This is a genomic window from Bartonella sp. LJL80 (assembly GCF_054871565.1).
The window spans coordinates 511,125-528,548 of sequence record NZ_JBTXLM010000002.1 but is presented as its reverse complement, the minus strand read 5'-3'; the positions used below and the strand labels follow the sequence as shown (position 1 = coordinate 528,548).

General features: G+C 48.9%; 17 protein-coding genes. 6 read left to right on the top strand and 11 right to left on the bottom strand.

Translation table 11 applies throughout. The features are described 5' to 3' along the window. The first annotated feature begins 69 nt into the window (after positions 1–69). The 6 genes from ACYSNS_RS06755 (at position 70) to ACYSNS_RS06730 (ending at position 5,682) form a co-directional block, all read left to right on the top strand. Complete coding sequence (locus tag ACYSNS_RS06755) at positions 70–1,128, top strand: ornithine cyclodeaminase (RefSeq protein WP_461722366.1); 1,059 nt, start codon at positions 70–72, stop codon at positions 1,126–1,128. Positions 1,129–1,311: 183 nt separating this feature from the next. After that, a complete protein-coding gene (locus ACYSNS_RS06750) occupies positions 1,312–2,064 on the top strand; it encodes a transporter substrate-binding domain-containing protein (RefSeq protein ID WP_461722365.1) in 753 nt (250 codons plus the stop codon). Positions 2,065–2,153: 89 nt separating this feature from the next. Beyond that, a complete protein-coding gene (locus tag ACYSNS_RS06745; RefSeq protein ID WP_461722364.1) occupies positions 2,154–2,873 on the top strand; it encodes an ABC transporter permease in 720 nt (239 codons plus the stop codon). Beyond that, positions 2,870–3,580 (top strand): ABC transporter permease, encoded by a 711-nt coding sequence (locus ACYSNS_RS06740; protein WP_461722363.1) that lies wholly within the window; start codon positions 2,870–2,872, stop codon positions 3,578–3,580. Before ACYSNS_RS06745 ends, ACYSNS_RS06740 begins: the two co-directional genes overlap by 4 nt. Positions 3,581–3,622: 42 nt before the next feature. Next, positions 3,623–4,879, top strand: coding sequence for an NAD(P)/FAD-dependent oxidoreductase (locus ACYSNS_RS06735; RefSeq protein ID WP_461722413.1), 1,257 nt, complete (start codon positions 3,623–3,625; stop codon positions 4,877–4,879). A 62-nt stretch (positions 4,880–4,941) separates the two neighbouring features. Further along, positions 4,942–5,682, top strand: coding sequence for an amino acid ABC transporter ATP-binding protein (locus ACYSNS_RS06730; protein ID WP_461722362.1), 741 nt, complete (start codon positions 4,942–4,944; stop codon positions 5,680–5,682). A 409-nt stretch (positions 5,683–6,091) separates the two neighbouring features. Here ACYSNS_RS06730 and lpxB read toward each other — a convergent pair whose 3' ends face one another. From lpxB to pyrH, 11 genes are all read right to left on the bottom strand, one after another. Then, positions 6,092–7,261 (bottom strand): lipid-A-disaccharide synthase, encoded by a 1,170-nt coding sequence (lpxB, locus tag ACYSNS_RS06725; RefSeq protein ID WP_461722361.1) that lies wholly within the window; start codon positions 7,259–7,261, stop codon positions 6,092–6,094. Next, entirely contained in the window at positions 7,254–8,126 is an 873-nt protein-coding gene (locus tag ACYSNS_RS06720) for an LpxI family protein (RefSeq protein ID WP_461722360.1), read from the bottom strand. Before ACYSNS_RS06720 ends, lpxB begins: the two co-directional genes overlap by 8 nt. Positions 8,127–8,131: 5 nt before the next feature. Then, positions 8,132–8,953, bottom strand: a complete 822-nt coding sequence (lpxA, locus tag ACYSNS_RS06715) for an acyl-ACP--UDP-N-acetylglucosamine O-acyltransferase (protein WP_461722359.1) — start codon at positions 8,951–8,953, stop codon at positions 8,132–8,134. 9 nt (positions 8,954–8,962) lie between these two features. Next, positions 8,963–9,442, bottom strand: coding sequence for a 3-hydroxyacyl-ACP dehydratase FabZ (gene fabZ, locus ACYSNS_RS06710; protein ID WP_461722358.1), 480 nt, complete (start codon positions 9,440–9,442; stop codon positions 8,963–8,965). A 4-nt stretch (positions 9,443–9,446) separates the two neighbouring features. Then, positions 9,447–10,490: a UDP-3-O-(3-hydroxymyristoyl)glucosamine N-acyltransferase gene (gene lpxD, locus ACYSNS_RS06705; protein WP_461722357.1), complete on the bottom strand. Its 1,044-nt coding sequence runs from the start codon at positions 10,488–10,490 to the stop codon at positions 9,447–9,449. A 47-nt stretch (positions 10,491–10,537) separates the two neighbouring features. Next, complete coding sequence (gene bamA, locus ACYSNS_RS06700; RefSeq protein WP_461722356.1) at positions 10,538–12,952, bottom strand: outer membrane protein assembly factor BamA; 2,415 nt, start codon at positions 12,950–12,952, stop codon at positions 10,538–10,540. Positions 12,953–13,181: 229 nt separating this feature from the next. Further along, positions 13,182–14,330: an RIP metalloprotease RseP gene (gene rseP, locus ACYSNS_RS06695; protein ID WP_461722355.1), complete on the bottom strand. Its 1,149-nt coding sequence runs from the start codon at positions 14,328–14,330 to the stop codon at positions 13,182–13,184. Between the two features lie 14 nt (positions 14,331–14,344). Then, on the bottom strand, positions 14,345–15,160 hold the full coding sequence (locus tag ACYSNS_RS06690; protein ID WP_461722354.1) for a phosphatidate cytidylyltransferase: 816 nt from the start codon (positions 15,158–15,160) through the stop codon (positions 14,345–14,347). 80 nt (positions 15,161–15,240) lie between these two features. After that, entirely contained in the window at positions 15,241–15,969 is a 729-nt protein-coding gene (locus ACYSNS_RS06685; protein WP_461722353.1) for an isoprenyl transferase, read from the bottom strand. Positions 15,970–15,998: 29 nt separating this feature from the next. Continuing rightward, positions 15,999–16,559, bottom strand: coding sequence for a ribosome recycling factor (gene frr / locus ACYSNS_RS06680; RefSeq protein ID WP_461722352.1), 561 nt, complete (start codon positions 16,557–16,559; stop codon positions 15,999–16,001). Between the two features lie 34 nt (positions 16,560–16,593). Beyond that, positions 16,594–17,316, bottom strand: coding sequence for a UMP kinase (pyrH, locus tag ACYSNS_RS06675; RefSeq protein ID WP_461722351.1), 723 nt, complete (start codon positions 17,314–17,316; stop codon positions 16,594–16,596). Positions 17,317–17,424: the final 108 nt, after the last annotated feature.

Genomic DNA, 17,424 nt, shown 5'->3' with positions numbered 1-17,424 from the left:
GCCCGATGGATCCTATTTTAAGAAGAATGTTTAATTCAGCGCGAATTTACGCACTGACAGAGGAAATCTATGCTTAAAAACAAGTCGCTTAATACAGTACCATTCATCAGTGTCGACTCTATGATGAAGATTGTTCTGCAACTCGGAATTGAACGGTTTCTTGTTGAATTGGGGCAAGCTATCGAAGAGGACTTCCGACGCTGGGAACTTTTTGAAAAGACCGCGAGACTGGCATCACACTCTGCCGATGGCGTCATAGAACTGATGCCGACGAGCGACGGCACACTTTACAGCTTCAAATATGTGAATGGTCATCCCAGCAATACGCGGCAGGGACTACAGACAGTGGCAGCATTTGGCCTGTTGGCCGATGTTGAAAGTGGCTATCCGGTCATGATTTCTGAAATGACGCTATTAACTGCATTGCGAACGGCTGCAACCTCGGCAGTGGCAGCCAAGTATTTGGCGCCTGAAGCGTCAACGCATATGGCGATCATTGGCAATGGTTCACAATCAGAGTTTCAGGCCATGGCATTTCGTGCGCTATTAGGCATTGAAAACATCAACCTTTTCGACATAGACCGGCAAGCGACCCACAAATGCGCTCAAAATCTTATCCAACAGGGCTTTTCCGTCAATACCTTTACCAGCGCCGAAGAAGCAGTACAGGGGGTGCAAATCGTAACGACGGTTACCGCCGACAAACAGTGTAACACGATCCTCACCGACAACATGATCGGTTCAGGTATCCATATAAATGCTGTTGGCGGGGATTGTCCGGGTAAAACAGAACTGCACCGCGATATTTTGATGCGCTCTGATATCTTTGTTGAATATCCGCCGCAAACGCGCATTGAGGGAGAAATTCAACAACTGGAAAAAGATCATCCGGTCACAGAACTGTGGCGGGTGATTTCGGGTACGACACAAGGGCGTAAAAGCAATACCGATATTACATTGTTTGATTCCGTGGGATTTGCCACCGAGGATTTTTCAGCGCTGCGCTATGTTTACGACCAGCTAGAGCATGCCCCGTTTTTCGAGATGTTGGACATGGTGGCCGATCCGGACGATCCAAGAGATCTCTTCGGAATGTTGATGCGCAAGAAATCAAGTATGGCTGCGTGAAGGATATGATTAAGAACGGGAAAACAGCGCTGTAAATGATGGGGCTTTAGGCGTTTTTCTCATCGTTGCGTGGATATGCTGCGACAATTTCGATTTTGCATTGCTCTTCGCAAAGAGATAGCGTTAAGACTATTGCCGATTTAAATCGGTTTTACCGCATGATACCTATAAAAGGAGGACATAATGAAGTTACTCGCAGCAGGACTTATGGCAGGCAGCCTTGTATGGGCGGTATCGGCACAGGCCGAGACCTTGCGCATTGCCACCGAGGGTGCTTATCCCCCCTTTAATTATGTCGACTCCAACAACAATCTTCATGGTTTTGACGTTGATATCGCCAAAGCACTTTGTGAAAAAATGAAGGATGACTGCACGATTGTCGCCCAGGATTGGGAAGGCATAATACCCGGCCTTTTGGCAAAAAAATATGACGCGGTGATAGCATCAATGGTTCCCACACCTGAACGCGTACAAAAAGTCGATTTTACCAACCGCTATTATACTACCACTCTTGCGATTGCCGTACCTAAGGATTCTGATATCAAAGATACCAGCGCAGCTTCTCTGAAAAACAAAAATCTCGGTGCGCAGGCCGGTGCAACACAGGCGATCTACGCGGAAGATTATTACGCTCCCGAAGGCGTCAATTTGAAGCTTTATCCTACACCGGAAGAAGCCAATAGTGATCTTCTCAACCATCGTCTTGACGCTGTCATCCATGACAAGTTCCCCCTTTTGACATGGCTTGATAATGAAGGAAAAGATTGCTGTAAATTGCTTGGCGAAATCGAAGAAACCAAAGAACCGGTTGCCATTGCAATCCGCAAAAATTCGGACGATTTGAAAGCACGTTTTAATAAGGCTATCGAAGAAATCCGTGCTGATGGTACTTATGACAAAATTGTCCAGAAATATTTCAAAACCGACATCTATTAAGAGCCATTGCGGATTTCACCGACCAAAGCCGGAATGTTGGACGTATCGTTCCGGCTTATCAAAAAACAACCTGTAACCGGAGCGTTGCGATGATCGAATATATGTCATTGCTGTCGTTTGGCAGCGGCGGCTGGGGCATGGTAATGCTGGCGGGTGCGGGCGTAACCTTGTCACTTGCGTTATGCTGCTTGCCATTGGGGCTACCGCTCGGATTAATTTCGGCACTGATGATCCAATCCGATATCGCGATCTTGCGCGTTATCGCCACTTTCTTTTCATCAATCTTCCGTAGCCTGCCGGAGCTACTGACGCTCTTTCTGGTTTATCACGGTTTGCAGACGCTCGTGATTTACATCATGGCATATTTTGATATTCAGGCAGAGTTTTCGATCAATGCTTTTTTTGCAGGAGTTCTGGCACTGGGGATGGTTTTTGCCGCTTTCTCCAGCGAGGTATGGCTGGGCGCGTTCAAGGTTCTTGATCGCGGCCAATATGAAGCGGCAAAAGCGCTTAGCCTTTCTCGCTCGACGACATTCTTTCGTATTATCCTGCCGCAGCTGACGCGCAACGCATTGCCGGGCCTTTCAAACAATTGGCTAACGCTGTTGAAGGATACGTCCCTTGTATCGACGATTTCGCTGGTAGACATTATGCGTCAGACGAATTTGGCCGTAGCCGCAACAAAGCAGCCAATGCTGTTCTATCTGGTGGCGTGCCTGCTTTATTTGCTATTCTCTGCAGTGTCATCCATCATATTCCGCCATCTGGAAAATCGTGCCAATGTCAGTTTTAAAAAGGTTGCCGCATGACTGTACCCCACTGGCTCCATTTCCTGATAAATCCTGACATTCTCAGCCGATACGGTACGCGCTTCATTGATGGATTCATCGTAACCATCGAACTGGTTGCAATCTCGTACACAATCGGTTTGGTATTCAGCATCCTGATCGCTTTGGCCAGACTATCCAACAACCGGCTGCTGCAATATCCGGCGCGGGCTTATATCTACTTTTTCCGCGGTTCACCGCTATTGGCGCAACTCTTTTTATTTTACTACGGTATCGGGTCATTCAGCGTCTTTTGGCAAAGCGTTGGTCTTTGGTGGTTTTTCCAAAGTGCGTGGTATTGTTGCCTGTTCATCTTTGCACTGAATACGGCTGCCTATCAGGCCGAAATCTTCCGCGGCAGCCTGCAATCCGTGCCCACTGGACAATTTGAAGCTTCGAAAGCGCTTGGGCTCAGCTCCGCAACAACATTTTTACGTGTTATCCTGCCGCAAGCCATGATCATGGCACTGCGTCCGCTCGGCAACGAACTCATTTTGATGATAAAGGCAAGTGCAATAGCCTCACTCGTTACAGTTTACGATCTGATGGGCATTGCCAAGCTTGCCTATTCCCGCACATTCGATTTTCAAGTCTATATCTGGGCTGCCATACTTTACTTGCTGGTTGTGGAAATCATCCGCCGTTCCATCGCATTGACGGAACGCCGCCTTACCCGCCATTTGCGTTAGACGTATCATTGATCTGTCTATCTAGGAAAACAGGATTGAGCCATCGCCATGAAGCAATTTGATGTCATCGTATTGGGCGCGGGAATTGTTGGCGTCAGTACGGCGTTGCATCTGCAATTGCTGGGCAGAAAGGTATGCCTTGTCGACAAAAAGCAGCCGGGCCAAGGAACGAGCTTCGGCAATGCCGGTCTGATTGAGCGCTCGAGTGTGATCCCTTATAGCTTTCCGCGAAATTTTCGTAGAATTCTTGGCTATGCCCTCAACAATCAGACAGATGTCCGCTTTGACTGGTCCTATCTGCCAAAGATTGCCCCCTGGATTTTCCAGTTTTGGCAGCAGTCCGCCGCGAAAAACCTTCAAAAATCAACTGATGCCCTGCTTCCCTTGATCGAGAACAGTGTCATTGAACATGATTTTCTTGCAAAGCTTGCAAGAGCCGAAGGTTTCATTGAACCCAAAGGTTGGCTGGAAGTCTATCATCACCATGATGAATTCGAGCACGCAAAAAAAGAAGCTGCAAGCCTCTCTTCCTATCGGCTGCAATATGATGTCTTGGATAAACAACGATTGATACAGCGTGTACCATTCGTCAGTGAAAAAATGACTGGCGGCATTCACTGGCTGGACCCTAAAACGGTAAACGATCCTGGCGGCTTAACAGCTGCATATGCTGACTATTTCCAGCAACAAGGTGGTACTTTTGTCCTAATGGATGCTTTTGCCGCCACGGCCACAAAAAATGGCTGGTCGATTACAGATGATGCCCAGCATGTGGAAGCGTCGCAAATGGTCGTGGCATTGGGAGCTGACTCTGCCCGTTTCCTAAAGACACTCGGTTATCCGCACATACCTTTTGCCATCAAGCGGGGATATCACATGCATTATCGCCAAATTGACAGCAATACACCGTTGCAGCACTCACTGTGCGATCCGAAGTCCGGTTTTGTGTTGGCACCAATGCGGCAGGGTATCCGTTTGACAACGGGAATTGAATTTGCCGCCGATAATGCCCCTGCTCGTTGGACACAGCTTGATCGCGCTGAAAAAATCGCCCGAACGATATTTCCATTTGGCGAGAGGCTTGAGACAGTTCCATGGCTTGGTTATCGCCCATGTCTATCCGATATGCGGCCGATTATTTCCGCGGCGCCAAAGCATGAAGGTCTTTGGCTGAATTTTGGACATGCCCATCACGGGTTAACGCTCGGTCCGGTTAGTGGAAAACTATTGAGCCAAATGATGACGGGACAAGCAACGTTAACATCACCTGATGCATTCAGCCTAAAACGATTTTTTTAAGATGATATGGGAGCAGACCCACTATGTGTGCGGCACAAACAACAAATGAAAAAGCGGATAAAATGGCAAACCCGATCGTAGATATTACTGGTCTGAACAAGTGGTATGGAAAATTTCAGGCGCTGCATGATATCGAACTGGATGTATCGGCCGGGGAAAGAATTGTCCTTTGTGGCCCCTCTGGTTCTGGAAAATCAACACTGATCCGCTGTATCAATCAACTCGAAGTGCCGCAACAAGGCAGTATCTGTATTGCCGGCACTGATATTTGCAAAGCACCAATCAATCAACAGAAGAAAGTGCTGCGCGAAGTGGGCATGGTGTTTCAGCACTTCAACCTATTTCCACATATGACTGTCATGCAAAATTGTATTCTCGCCCCCATGACCGTGCAAAAGCTGCCTAAGGAAAAGGCCAAGGAACGGGCAATTGGTTATCTCAGGAAAGTCGGTATTGAAGCACAAAGCGACAAATATCCTTCACAGCTTTCTGGCGGTCAACAGCAACGTGTCGCCATTGCACGCGCTTTGTGTATGGAACCGAAAGTGATGCTTTTTGACGAGCCGACATCAGCGCTTGATCCCGAAATGGTCGGTGAAGTGCTTGATGTTATGGTTAAACTAGCCGAAACCGGTATGACCATGCTTTGCGTCACGCATGAAATGGGATTTGCCCGTCAAGTGTCGGAGCGTGTGCTGTTTCTAGAAAATGGAAAAATCGTTGAAGATACAACACCGGAAAAATTCTTCAGCAATCCTGATAGCCAACGCGCCAAGGATTTTCTGGCAAAGATAAAGCACTAGGGCACATTCAGTGTTCAATGAATCGAACACGTGCTCTAGGTCTTTGTTTTTGCCGCTTTTTTGTCCGAAAACTGCTTCTCACTTTTCGGATAATGCTCTAAATTGACGATTGCATGTCGCGGCTCATTGCATTCACACGACATGCATGAGCTATTGGTTCCATCGCAGGTTTTACCGCGATAGGATCTGAAGTATTAAACAGTCCGGTGGACTGTTTCACCTGCGGATGCGTTTGCCAACTTTTTCTACACGCTTTAGGAAGTTGAATGATCGCCGCTAAGCAATTGAATAAAAACGCCTTTGTAATATCCGAGATACTGCTAATCCTCTAGCCCGCGGCGCTGGAAAGATTACTTACCGTGGACAAACGTCTTATCCTGAACAGATGGCGCCCTGCAGGAGTGCAGCCTTAAGTTTGAAGTGGTAAATACTTCATAATCGCCTGCGAGGCGATTTCGCCTGAAGGCTGCGGCGTTTTCATGACTTTGCGGATATGGGCAAAACCGTCTAATTGTGCCTGTCTAACTGGCCCGTTCAAAAGCAGTTGCTCGACCTGACGAGCCAACATTCCGGGGCGAAGAAACTCGTTGAAATATTCAGGCACGACCGGTCTATCCGCAATGATATTGGGAAGAGCTGCACTCCATACCTTTACCTTTGGCAGGATAAATGTTTTGGAAAAACGGTCGGCCCGATAACCAAGCACCATGGGGATCGTGGACAAAGCCAACTCAAGCGATACTGTGCCTGACGCTGCCAGTGCCGCATGGGCTTTGGCGAATGCCAGCCATTTAGCCTCTTCCCCAACCACTATATCGACATGACACTTCCAATCCTGCGCCAGTAATCGCACTTCATCAACCAAACGCGGAAGCGTCGGTAGAATGATTTGCGTGTCTGGCTTCCTTTTCATCAAGATTTCGAGCGCCTCTCCGAAAACCGGCATGAGACCTCGTATCTCAAAGCGCCTGGAACCGGGTAAAACCACAACGGTCTGTTTCGCGGGTGCGTTATTGGAAAGTCCTGCCCGAATACCATCAAGTGCTTGTAACGGCGGATAGGTTAAAAGCCGATGCCCGACATAAGTCGCAGGTGGGCCATCAAGCTCACGCATCACCCGTTCTTCAAAGGGTAAAACAACCAGCACATGATCTACAAAGGCAGCCATTGCTTTTGCGCGCTCTGGACGCCATGCCCAAACCGAAGGTGCTATATATTTTATAATCGGGATATTCGGTGCCAGCTTACGGACTTTCTTCGCCACTCTATGCGTAAAATCCGGGCTATCTATGACGATGAGGCAATCAGGTTTTTCAGCAGCTATAAACTTTGCCAGACGATGGATGTGCTGGAGCAACGATGGCAGCTTCTTCAGTACAGCTCCCAATCCCATAAGGGCGATATCATCGGCATTAAACAGGCTCTTTAAGCCAAGCGCCTCCAAGTGGCTTCCGCCTACACCAATCAACCGGATATTGCGCCCGGTTTTGCGCGCCAAAGCCGCAATCAGGTCTGCGCCCAACAAATCACCGGATTCTTCGCCCGCAACAATCGCGATCTTGAGGGGGCCTTCAGACATGTTCATTCTTTCCAAAGGTTTCAATAAATATGTCACACCGATCTGCTTCTTCTACGGTCTCTTTTAATGAAAGAATAAAGCTGCGTTCTGCCTCCACCGCAACACCTACCAGTCCACTTGCAAACGCGTTGCGGATTGTATCGGGCCCTATGGTCGGAAGATCTGCACGCTCGTCCTGTTGTGGCTTTGCGCGCTTTACTAACACGCCACCTTTTTGCGGTATACGACGTTCTTCGCGCATGTGACGAATACGACTTAGCATATTATCCGTACCCTCAGCGCCTTCGACCGCCACGACACGTCCCCTTACGGCGACAGCCCCCTGTCCTATATCCAACTGCCCCAATATGGCAGCTGCTTGCGCTGCAAGCATCATATCGTGAAGCTCTTTTTCGGTAGCACGACGACGAGTCAAATTGAAATGATCGGGCGCCAATAATTGGGGCACCACCTCATGAGCACCCACGACGCGAAAACCATATTTTTCTACAACACTGATAAACGCTTTCAACAGCGCATCATCCCCCTGCCCTAAAGCACGGAATAAACGTGGCAAAGCCGACAGAGTGGTCCAATCCGGACGCAATTCTGAAAGGTTTGGACGGCTTTTAACCCCGCCCGCCAAAATGACATTGCTGATTTTTGCGCCTTTGAGGGCTTTTATCAAACGTGCAAGCTGGACAACAGAAATCTCGCAATGGTCATAGCCGTAAAGCGAGGGATCTGCTTCACCTTTCAATGGCACGAGAAAAGGCTTTTCACCGGCATCCTCTATGGCATGCGCCACAGCGACGGGTAACACGCCGTTTCCCGCAATGATGGCTGTACGACCGGAAAGGATTTTTCTGGCGTCACCTTGAACCATTGCCTTTACTCGTCTGAAACGCCGTCAGAACCATCTATTTTTGGTGTGCAATAAGACCGTTTATGTTCAGCCTCGATGAAATTAATCATATCTTCCACAGCTAGCGATTGTGGATAGGCTGCACGGACATCGGCCGCACGTTCACGAACTGGTTTGGTACGATCAAAAAGCATAGGGACAGCATGGCGCATTGCGTGAATTTCCTTACGCTCGAGGCCTGAGCGCTTCATACCGATAATATTCAAACCACCGAGCCAAGCGTGAACACCAATAGCAGTCCCGAAAGGAATAAGGTCTCCCACCAAAGCTGCAAGACCACCGACAAATGCATGGTGTCCAACACGAACAAATTGATGCACCGCACCGCCGCCGCCGATAATCACATGATCGCCTATAACCACATGACCACCAATCATGACATTATTGGAAAATGTCACATGATTACCCAAAACGCAGTCATGAGCCACATGAGCATAAGCCAAGAATTGGCAGTGATCGCCCACAATCGTTGTTGCAGTGCTGGAATCAGAGCCACGATGCATTGTCACCCCTTCACGGATGATACAATTTTTACCGATGACCAATGTTGTATGGCCGCCCTTATGCTTGTTATTTTGTGGGTCTGCACCAAGAACAGCATGCGGATATACCACACTATTTGCCCCTATTGTGGTAGCTCCCATGACCACGACATGGCTCATCAGCTCGCAGCCGTCACCAATCACAGCCTGAGCGCTGATATGGCAGAATGGGCCGATCTTGACATCATCGCCAAGTTGGGCACCTGTTTCGACATAAGCTGTCGGATGAACATGAGAACCGGACATTGATTGCGCCTAACCTTTGTTATCTTCAGCAACTGCAATCATCGCAGCAACTTCTGCTTCAGCAACGCGAACACCGTCAACCTCTGCAATGCAGGAAAATCTTCTTATTCCGCCGCGTTGTTTTAATTTCTTCACGTGAAGCTTCAACTGGTCACCGGGAACAACCGGCTTGCGGAACTTTGCGTTATCGACCGTCATCAGATAGACAACGCCGGGCTTTTCATCACCCTGATCCAGCAGCGAAATAGCACCTGCGGTTTGCGCCATCGCTTCGATAATCAACACGCCGGGCATAATCGGATTTTCAGGGAAATGTCCGGTGAAATGCGGTTCGTTGATCGTGACATTCTTGACGCCGATCGCAGACTGGTCACCGTCGATCTCAATGATGCGATCAATCAATAGAAAAGGATAGCGATGGGGCAAGATCGACAGTAATCTGCCAATGTCCACAGCCTCAAGGCTGGTTTTTGTAACGTCGGCGTTCATAATGTCATTTCTCCCTGCTGGATTTGCTCATGCTTCGTAATGCAGCAACTTCTCGGAACCATTGTTTGAATGGACGAGCCGGACTTCCGCCCCATTTCTCGCCATCTGGAATATCGTTCATCACACCGCTTGCAGCAGCAATCTGCACCCGCGAACCAATTTTGATATGGTCGGCAATGCCGACGCTTCCGCCCACTTGTGTCATATCGCCAATAGATGCACTCCCGGCAATGCCACAATGCGCAGCAATAAGGCAATGGCGGCCAATGCGCACATTGTGAGCTATCTGAACGAGATTATCAATCTTCGTACCTTCGCCTATAATAGTATCTTTTAAAGCACCGCGATCTATGGTCGTATTCGCGCCGATCTCGACATCATCCTGAATGATGACACGGCCGAGTTGAGGGATTTTTTCAACCCCACTAGCGCCACCGACATAGCCAAACCCATCTTGTCCGATTCTTACGCCGGGATAGAGGTACACGCGGTTGCCAAGAAGTGTATATTGTAGGGAAACAGATGGTGCGATATAACAATCTCTGCCAATGCGACAGTTTTCACCGATCACCGCACCTGCTGAAATCAACGTTCCAGAACCTATCTCAACGCCTTTTCCGATAACGGCGCTGGCCTCAACGGTCACACCATCTTCCAAACGCGCATCAGGATGAATATAGGCTTGCGGCGAAAGTCCCGCCTCCCCCGACCATGGTGTAGGTTTGGCCGATGCAGGGAATAGAATACGACCGATCATCGCAAAATCACGATGGGGTGTCGCTGTTACCATGACTGCGATACCTGGCGGCACCTTGGACACAACATCTTCGGCACAAAACACCGCTATGGCAGGGCTTCCACGCAAAGCACTTGCGAACTTCCGGCTTTCAACGAAAACAAGGGAACCCGGCTCTGCGCCATCAAGAGATGAAAGATGCTGGATAACTGTGCCACCCAGCTCGGGATTGCGCAGTGCAGCGCCTGTCAAGGCTGCCGCTTCGCCGACAGTCAACTGTCGGGACGGCGTAAAAAATATCGAATCCGCCATCAGAACACTTTCTCTCCCGGCCTGTTAAGACCGGGAGAAAGTAAGAATTAGAACTTGGTGGACACACCAAAGTTGAAGTTCTGTGTCCGATCGCCCTCTTCCTTGGCAATTGGCCAAGCATAGTCAAAGCGCAACGGACCGAATGGCGAAGCCCACATCAAACTGACACCGGCAGAAGCACGCCATGCGCTGTCGTCACCCGTAACCGGATTTTCAAAGCTGTAAACCGGATCATAGGTATTGCCGTACAATGTTGCCGTATCAGCAAATACCGCACCACGCATACCCAAGCTGTCAGGAACAACCGGCATTGGGAACTGCAATTCTGCAGTCGCATTCATGTAGGTTGTACCACCGAGGAAGTATTTATCGCCATCGGTTGAACGTTGACGTGGGCCGATACCATTGTATTTAAAGCCGCGGATCATATCCGAACTGCTTTTGAACATATCAAAGATACGAACGCCATCATCACCGATTTCGTGGATATAACCACCACCGACAGACAACAAGCCAACAATATCGAATTGCTCAGAGATCGTCTTGTACATCATGGCCTTACCAGATGTCTTCAAGAAGTTCGCATCGCCACCAACACCGGCATATTCCTGAACACCACGAATAAAGAAACCGTCATGCGGGTTCTTCATATCATCCACAGTGTTATACGTTAGACCATAGCTGATAGAAGAACGGATCCAAGGACTGTATTTAGCAGCCTGCACGATGGCACCGGAATATTCATTCATCAACAAGTAGTCCTTGCTGACACCTAGCTCTGCAGCCTGGTCTTCATAACGACTACTATGATCAAGGTCATATTCTTCTTGAACGTAGTTATAGGCAACGCTACCGGTCAACTGTTCTGTGATCGGGATACCAAAGCGCAGCGATCCACCTGTCTGCTTGACATCATAATCATCATTCATACGGTACGTACGACGGAAGATATCAAAACCTGCAGACAAGCGATAACCGAGGAAGTATGGCTCTGTAAACGACAGATTATAGTTACGGGCGTCATCTTCACCAGCACCGACACCGATACGGATATACTGGCCGCGACCAAGGAAGTTACGCTCGGTAATAGAAGCTTCAACCGAAGCACCTGGAGAATCACCACCGGTTGTATAACCACCACCGATAGAAAATTCACCCGTGGACTTTTCAGTCACATCAACAATCAGCACAACCTGATCAGGCTCTGCACCGGGCGCTGTCGAAACATTAACCGTCTGGAAAAAGCCTAAACCCTCCAAACGACGCTTCGCACGCTGCACCATCGTCTGGTTGTATGCATCGCCTTCATTCAGATCGAGCTCACGACGGATAACATAGTCACGTGTTTTATCGTTACCACGAATCTCAATACGCTCAACGTAAGCGCGCGGACCTTGATCGATATTGTAAACAATTGAAATCGTATGATTATTGAAATCACGATCGCCACGAGGCTCAACCTTGGCAAAAGCATAACCAGAATCAGCAACACGATCATTGATAGCTAGAACAGAGTCTTCAATGCGCTTGGCACTGTAAACATCACCGGAATGGGTCTTCAATGCCTTCTGCATTGATTCTGTATCAATACCATCAACGGTACTATCAACCTGTACATCACCAAGTTTATATCGGGCACCTTCGTCAACAACGAAGTTGATTTTATAAGAATTGCTTGCTTCATCAAAAACCGCATTGGATGAAACAATCTGGAAATCAGCATAACCACGATTGTAATAGAAACGACGCAGCGCTTCTTCATCCGCAGCCAGACGATCTTCACTGTAAACGTCGCCACGGGTTAACCAGGACAACATACCTGAGCGCTTGGTGGCAATGACATCACGCAAACGACGATCTCCGAAAGCATTATTTCCTTCGAATGAGATATCATCAATCTTGGTTTTCTTGCCTTCTGTAATCTTGAAGACAACATTCACACGGCCCTGACCCAAGTCAACAGTCTGGGCTGAAACAGCGGTATCGTTACGACCAACATAACGGTAAGCATCGCGGATCGTCTGCTCATCGGCTGCAAGCTTGGCGGGATCGAAAGCTTCACGTGACTTCAGCGAGATCACACGCTGCAAGTCCGGGTCTTTGATCTTCTTATTGCCTTGGAAGAGCACCTGATTGACGACTTCGTATTCCTTGACGGAAACAACAAGCGTGTTGCCAACCTGATTCATCTTGACATCAGAGAAGAGCCCCATTGCGAAAAGCCGCTTCAAGCCCTCATCAATATCATGGCTGGAAAAGTTCTTTCCGACCTTGATACCGGTGTTGTCACGAATCGTCTGCGCATCGACACGCTGGTTACCACGCACCTCAATGGCACGGACAACAGCAGCCTGTGCAATCCCCATACCTGTGATCGAGACCGCTACGGTAGCCGGTACGGCCATAGCTACTGTAAGTGCCAGTGCAGATGCTGCGCTAAGAAATTTCGAATTCGCCGTCATTGGCTTCTTTACCCTTGTTTCTTTTATTTCCGGACACAATGCGCCCAAGAATGCTTGTAATACCCTAATAACGGGTTTTTTTATACAAGCAAGGCTTTCCGTTAAAATCTGTTTACTTCTTTACCCACCGTGGCATGTATGTCACGGCATTTCGTAAATATGGTAAACAGTTTCCACCCTTATTTTTACCAAATGGCTTCGGTTCGTATGAACCATTACCATAGCCTACTCAACCAAACCAACATAAATAATCGTTGGAAACGGCAAAGACCATAAATGCCAAGACAGCAAACAGACCGATTCTAAACACCGTTTCCTGAATACGTTTGGGCACAGGCCGTCCGATCACCCCTTCAATCACGTAGAAGACAAGATGTCCACCATCAAGCGGGGGAATCGGGAAAAGATTGATCAATCCAATTCCAATGGAAAGAAATGCTGTAAAATTCAAAAGCGACATAAAGCCCGATTCACTCACCTGCCATGCGATATTGGCGGTTTTAGACGGGCCGCTCAACTGACAGCGGTCTTCCCTGCCCTGTATCAAGCGACCAATAAACCGAACAGTCTGGGTTACGATGAATACGGAACGGTCGGTCGCCTCGGCAATGGCCGAAAAGAAGCCATAATTGATGCGCTTTTCAAAAGCCGGATCAAGGCGTTGCGGATTATTGGGGTCGGCTGGCGCACCCGCACCGATCATTCCCACACGCACCTTGTTTCCAAAACCGTCATCTCTTTCGGTCGGCGTCGGTGTGATAACCACATCATATGGCGCACCATTCCGCTCCATACGAAACTGTATTGGATCACCACCATGAAAAGAGACATAAGCAATCAGGTCTTCGAAGCTTTCAACCGGTTGACCATCCATCTCCAAAAAACGATCACCCGGTTTCAACCCGGCAGACATCGCTGGCGCCTTATCAACCAGCGAGCCAACAACGGGCTCTATCGCTACACGTCCATAAGAAAAAAAGAAAAAGGACAGGACAACAACCGTAAACAACGCATTGAATAATGGACCGGCAAAAACCGTTGCCGCACGCTTCCACGCATTTGCTGCGGAGAATGATCCCTTTAATAAAGCGCTTTGAGGGCTGGCAGTCATGCTGGCCGCATCTTCATCGCCGACGAATTTCACATAACCACCAAGCGGTATTAAAGCCAAGCGCCAGCGTGTGCCCCTTTTATCGGTATAACCGCAAAGTTCAGGCCCGAACCCCAGGGAAAAAGCCGATGCGCCGATACCGCACCAGCGACCCACCAGATAATGTCCCATTTCATGTACGAAAATGATGACCATCACCGCACAAATAACGCCAAAAACCCGTATGACGGGTATGAATATATCAGCAATGAGACCGAATGTTTCCAATGTCGTCTCCGCGATTAAATGACGTTGAACATGTTTGACGGCACCGTCACATCAGACATGACAGCACCGATCAGATAAAGCAAAAATGCGGCACAAACCAGTCCATCAACGCGATCCATAAATCCGCCATGACCAGGCAGAAGATTTCCCGAATCCTTGACGCCGAACCGGCGCTTGACCCACGATTCCGATATATCGCCGATTTGAGACACCACAGACAAAGCGAGCGCCAATAGAGGCACAAAAAGATTTGCCGGGCTGGTATCCAATGCTAGATAGGCTACCAATGTACCACCAGCCACACCGGCCACGGCGCCACCGATAGCGCCGCTCCAGGTTTTGTTAGGCGAAAATTTCGGCGCAAGTTTCGGGCCACCTAATGCGCGCCCGTTAAAGTAAGCGGCAATATCCGTACCCCAGACAACCGCATAAAGGAAAATGATTGCACCAAATCCAAAGGGTTCGTCACCGCGCAGATAGGCCAATGCCGCCGCCGGCAAAGCGGCATATAAAAAACCACCGGCCACCCAACCGGTATGTTTACCTGCGCAAATTGCAAGAAGGACAGCCGAAAGCCCCAGAACCGAAAAAACAATCGGCGCAGAAATATCAAAAGCCAACAAAACGGCCAAAACCACATAGAGCGCGTAAGCGAATGGTTTGAGCAACCGGTTCCAATTGACCGACGTTATCCCCATCCACTCATGCAGAACCAAACCGCCAATCGCCCAGGCAAATAATGCAAAGGCTACACCGCCGAGCCATGTCAACCAAAGCGCGACTGCGCCCAGAACCAGAGCTGTTAAACTTCTGGCGAACAAATTAGACATATGCACTCCAATCAGGCACTCTATGGACAGCTTGACGATTAACACTGTTGTTGGCGCATTTCATCTCAGAACTCGCCACACTAAAATGCCTCTTTGTTGTGCTGGCAACTGCCAAGCGTGCCAAAGCGTCTTTCACGCGACCAAAAATCCGCCAAAGCCGCTTCCAATTCTTTTTCATTGAAATCCGGCCAATAGCAGCTTGAAAAATAAAATTCGCTATAGGCAGATTGCCACAACAGGAAATTTGACAACCTTTGTTCGCCACTTGTGCGAATAATAAGATCCGGATCCGGCATAGCACAGGTATCAAGGCTATTGGCGATCATCCTATCGTCAACATCGGACACCTGCAAAGAACCATTTACGACTTCGGCAATCAACTGTTTTACAGCGCGCGTCAGCTCGTTGCGCCCGCCATAATTGAAGGCAACAACCAGATTAAGACCGGTATTCCCTTTGGTCATTGATTCAGCATCATATAGCAACTTACCGATATCAGAGGGAATTCCCTCGCGGTCGCCGATGATATGAATACGCACATTGTTGCTATGCAATTCGGCCAGATCGCGCTTGATGAACAATTTCAACAGCCCCATCAGATGACTTACCTCGTCAGCGGGACGAGACCAATTTTCCGATGAGAAAGCAAAAACAGTCAACCATTCCAAGCCTTGATTACCGGCATGTCGAACGATACGGTGAAGCGCTTCCATGCCCGCTCTATGTCCCGCAATACGCGGCAATCCGCGTGCACGCGCCCAACGTCCATTGCCGTCCATGATAATGGCGATATGACGCGGATAAGACATAAAAAGGGCCCTAACTGGTTTTTTTGCCGTTAAACCTGCATGATTTCTGCTTCTTTAACAGCAAGCACCTTATCGATTTCAGAAATGGTATCGTCCGTCAGCTTCTGGATTTTTTCTGACAAGCTGCGGCTTTCATCTTGACTGATTTCGCTATCTTTTTCAGCCTTCTTCAAGCCGTCCATACCGTCACGACGCACGTGGCGCGCAGCTACGCGTGCCTGCTCGGCATATTGATGAGCGATTTTTACCAATTCCTTGCGGCGCTCTTCATTCAGCTCGGGCAATGGAACGCGCAAGTTGGTACCGTCAGTGATCGGGTTCAAGCCAAGTCCGGAATCCCGAATGGCCCGTTCCACCGCGCCCACCATTGTCTTATCCCAAACAGACACCGAAAGCATACGCGATTCTGGCACTGAAATATTGGCGACCTGATTAATCGGCACAACCGAACCATAAGCTTCAATGGTCAGTGGCTCTAACAAGCTAATGGACGCACGGCCTGTACGCAAACCGCCCAATTCGTGTTTGAAAGATGCAATGGCGCCATCCATACGGCGCTTGAGATCGTCGATGTTTTTAGCGTCACTCATGCTACATTCTCCTAAAATGCTCGTTCAAGCGGAATTATGATTCAGATACCACTGTAAATCTACCGGTTCCATTCAATACATTCGCCAGTCCACCTTTTTCATGGATGGAATAGACGATAATCGGAACATTGTTTTCACGCGCCAAAGCCACTGCTGTCGTATCCATGACGGAAAGCCCGCGCTGCAAAACTTCATCATGGGTCAATCTGTCGAAACGCGTTGCTGTCGGATCTTTTTTGGGATCGGCTGAATAGATGCCATCGACCTGCGTGCCCTTAAGCAAAACATCCGCCCCAATTTCCGCCGCACGAAGGGCAGCCGCCGAATCGGTGGTAAAAAATGGATTTCCGGTTCCGCCAGCGAAAATGACGACTTTGCCTTGGTTCATGTAACTGATAGCTTTGCGTTGCGAAAAGCTCTCGCTAATTTGAGGCATGGCGATGGCCGATAGAACGACCGCTTCAACGCCGAGTTTTGTTAATGATGTGCGCAATGCCAGCGAATTAATCGCAGTCGCCAGCATTCCCATATGGTCACCGGTCACACGATCCCCGCCATGAGAGGCTACCGCGACACCGCGGAAAATGTTGCCACCACCAATAACGACGCCCACCTCAACCCCCATTGCGCGGGCTTCAGCGATATCCATCGCGATACGGTCAGCAACCGTCACATCAATACCAAAACTCTGCGCCCCCATTAACGCCTCACCGGAAGCTTTGAGTAGAATACGCTTGTATCGGGGGGCAGCAGTCATCAATCGTCTCCAAACGCAAATGCAAATTTTTGCCTTCGATACACGAAGGGCACCGCGTTGTCACGCGATGCCCTTCATATGTGCTATTTTTTTTCATCCGATGTCAGA

What these genes read in the sequence shown, in the direction of transcription:
- ACYSNS_RS06755 (WP_461722366.1), top strand. Translation starts at nt 70, where the DNA reads ATGCTTAAAAACAAGTCGCTTAATACAGTACCATTCATCAGTGTCGAC.
- ACYSNS_RS06750 (WP_461722365.1), top strand. Translation starts at nt 1,312, where the DNA reads ATGAAGTTACTCGCAGCAGGACTTATGGCAGGCAGCCTTGTATGGGCG.
- ACYSNS_RS06745 (WP_461722364.1), top strand. Translation starts at nt 2,154, where the DNA reads ATGATCGAATATATGTCATTGCTGTCGTTTGGCAGCGGCGGCTGGGGC.
- ACYSNS_RS06740 (WP_461722363.1), top strand. Translation starts at nt 2,870, where the DNA reads ATGACTGTACCCCACTGGCTCCATTTCCTGATAAATCCTGACATTCTC.
- ACYSNS_RS06730 (WP_461722362.1), top strand. Translation starts at nt 4,942, where the DNA reads ATGGCAAACCCGATCGTAGATATTACTGGTCTGAACAAGTGGTATGGA.
- lpxB (WP_461722361.1), bottom strand. Translation starts at nt 7,261, where the DNA reads ATGTCTGAAGGCCCCCTCAAGATCGCGATTGTTGCGGGCGAAGAATCC.
- ACYSNS_RS06720 (WP_461722360.1), bottom strand. Translation starts at nt 8,126, where the DNA reads ATGGTTCAAGGTGACGCCAGAAAAATCCTTTCCGGTCGTACAGCCATC.
- lpxA (WP_461722359.1), bottom strand. Translation starts at nt 8,953, where the DNA reads ATGTCCGGTTCTCATGTTCATCCGACAGCTTATGTCGAAACAGGTGCC.
- fabZ (WP_461722358.1), bottom strand. Translation starts at nt 9,442, where the DNA reads ATGAACGCCGACGTTACAAAAACCAGCCTTGAGGCTGTGGACATTGGC.
- lpxD (WP_461722357.1), bottom strand. Translation starts at nt 10,490, where the DNA reads ATGGCGGATTCGATATTTTTTACGCCGTCCCGACAGTTGACTGTCGGC.
- bamA (WP_461722356.1), bottom strand. Translation starts at nt 12,952, where the DNA reads ATGACGGCGAATTCGAAATTTCTTAGCGCAGCATCTGCACTGGCACTT.
- ACYSNS_RS06690 (WP_461722354.1), bottom strand. Translation starts at nt 15,160, where the DNA reads ATGTCTAATTTGTTCGCCAGAAGTTTAACAGCTCTGGTTCTGGGCGCA.
- ACYSNS_RS06685 (WP_461722353.1), bottom strand. Translation starts at nt 15,969, where the DNA reads ATGTCTTATCCGCGTCATATCGCCATTATCATGGACGGCAATGGACGT.
- frr (WP_461722352.1), bottom strand. Translation starts at nt 16,559, where the DNA reads ATGAGTGACGCTAAAAACATCGACGATCTCAAGCGCCGTATGGATGGC.
- pyrH (WP_461722351.1), bottom strand. Translation starts at nt 17,316, where the DNA reads ATGACTGCTGCCCCCCGATACAAGCGTATTCTACTCAAAGCTTCCGGT.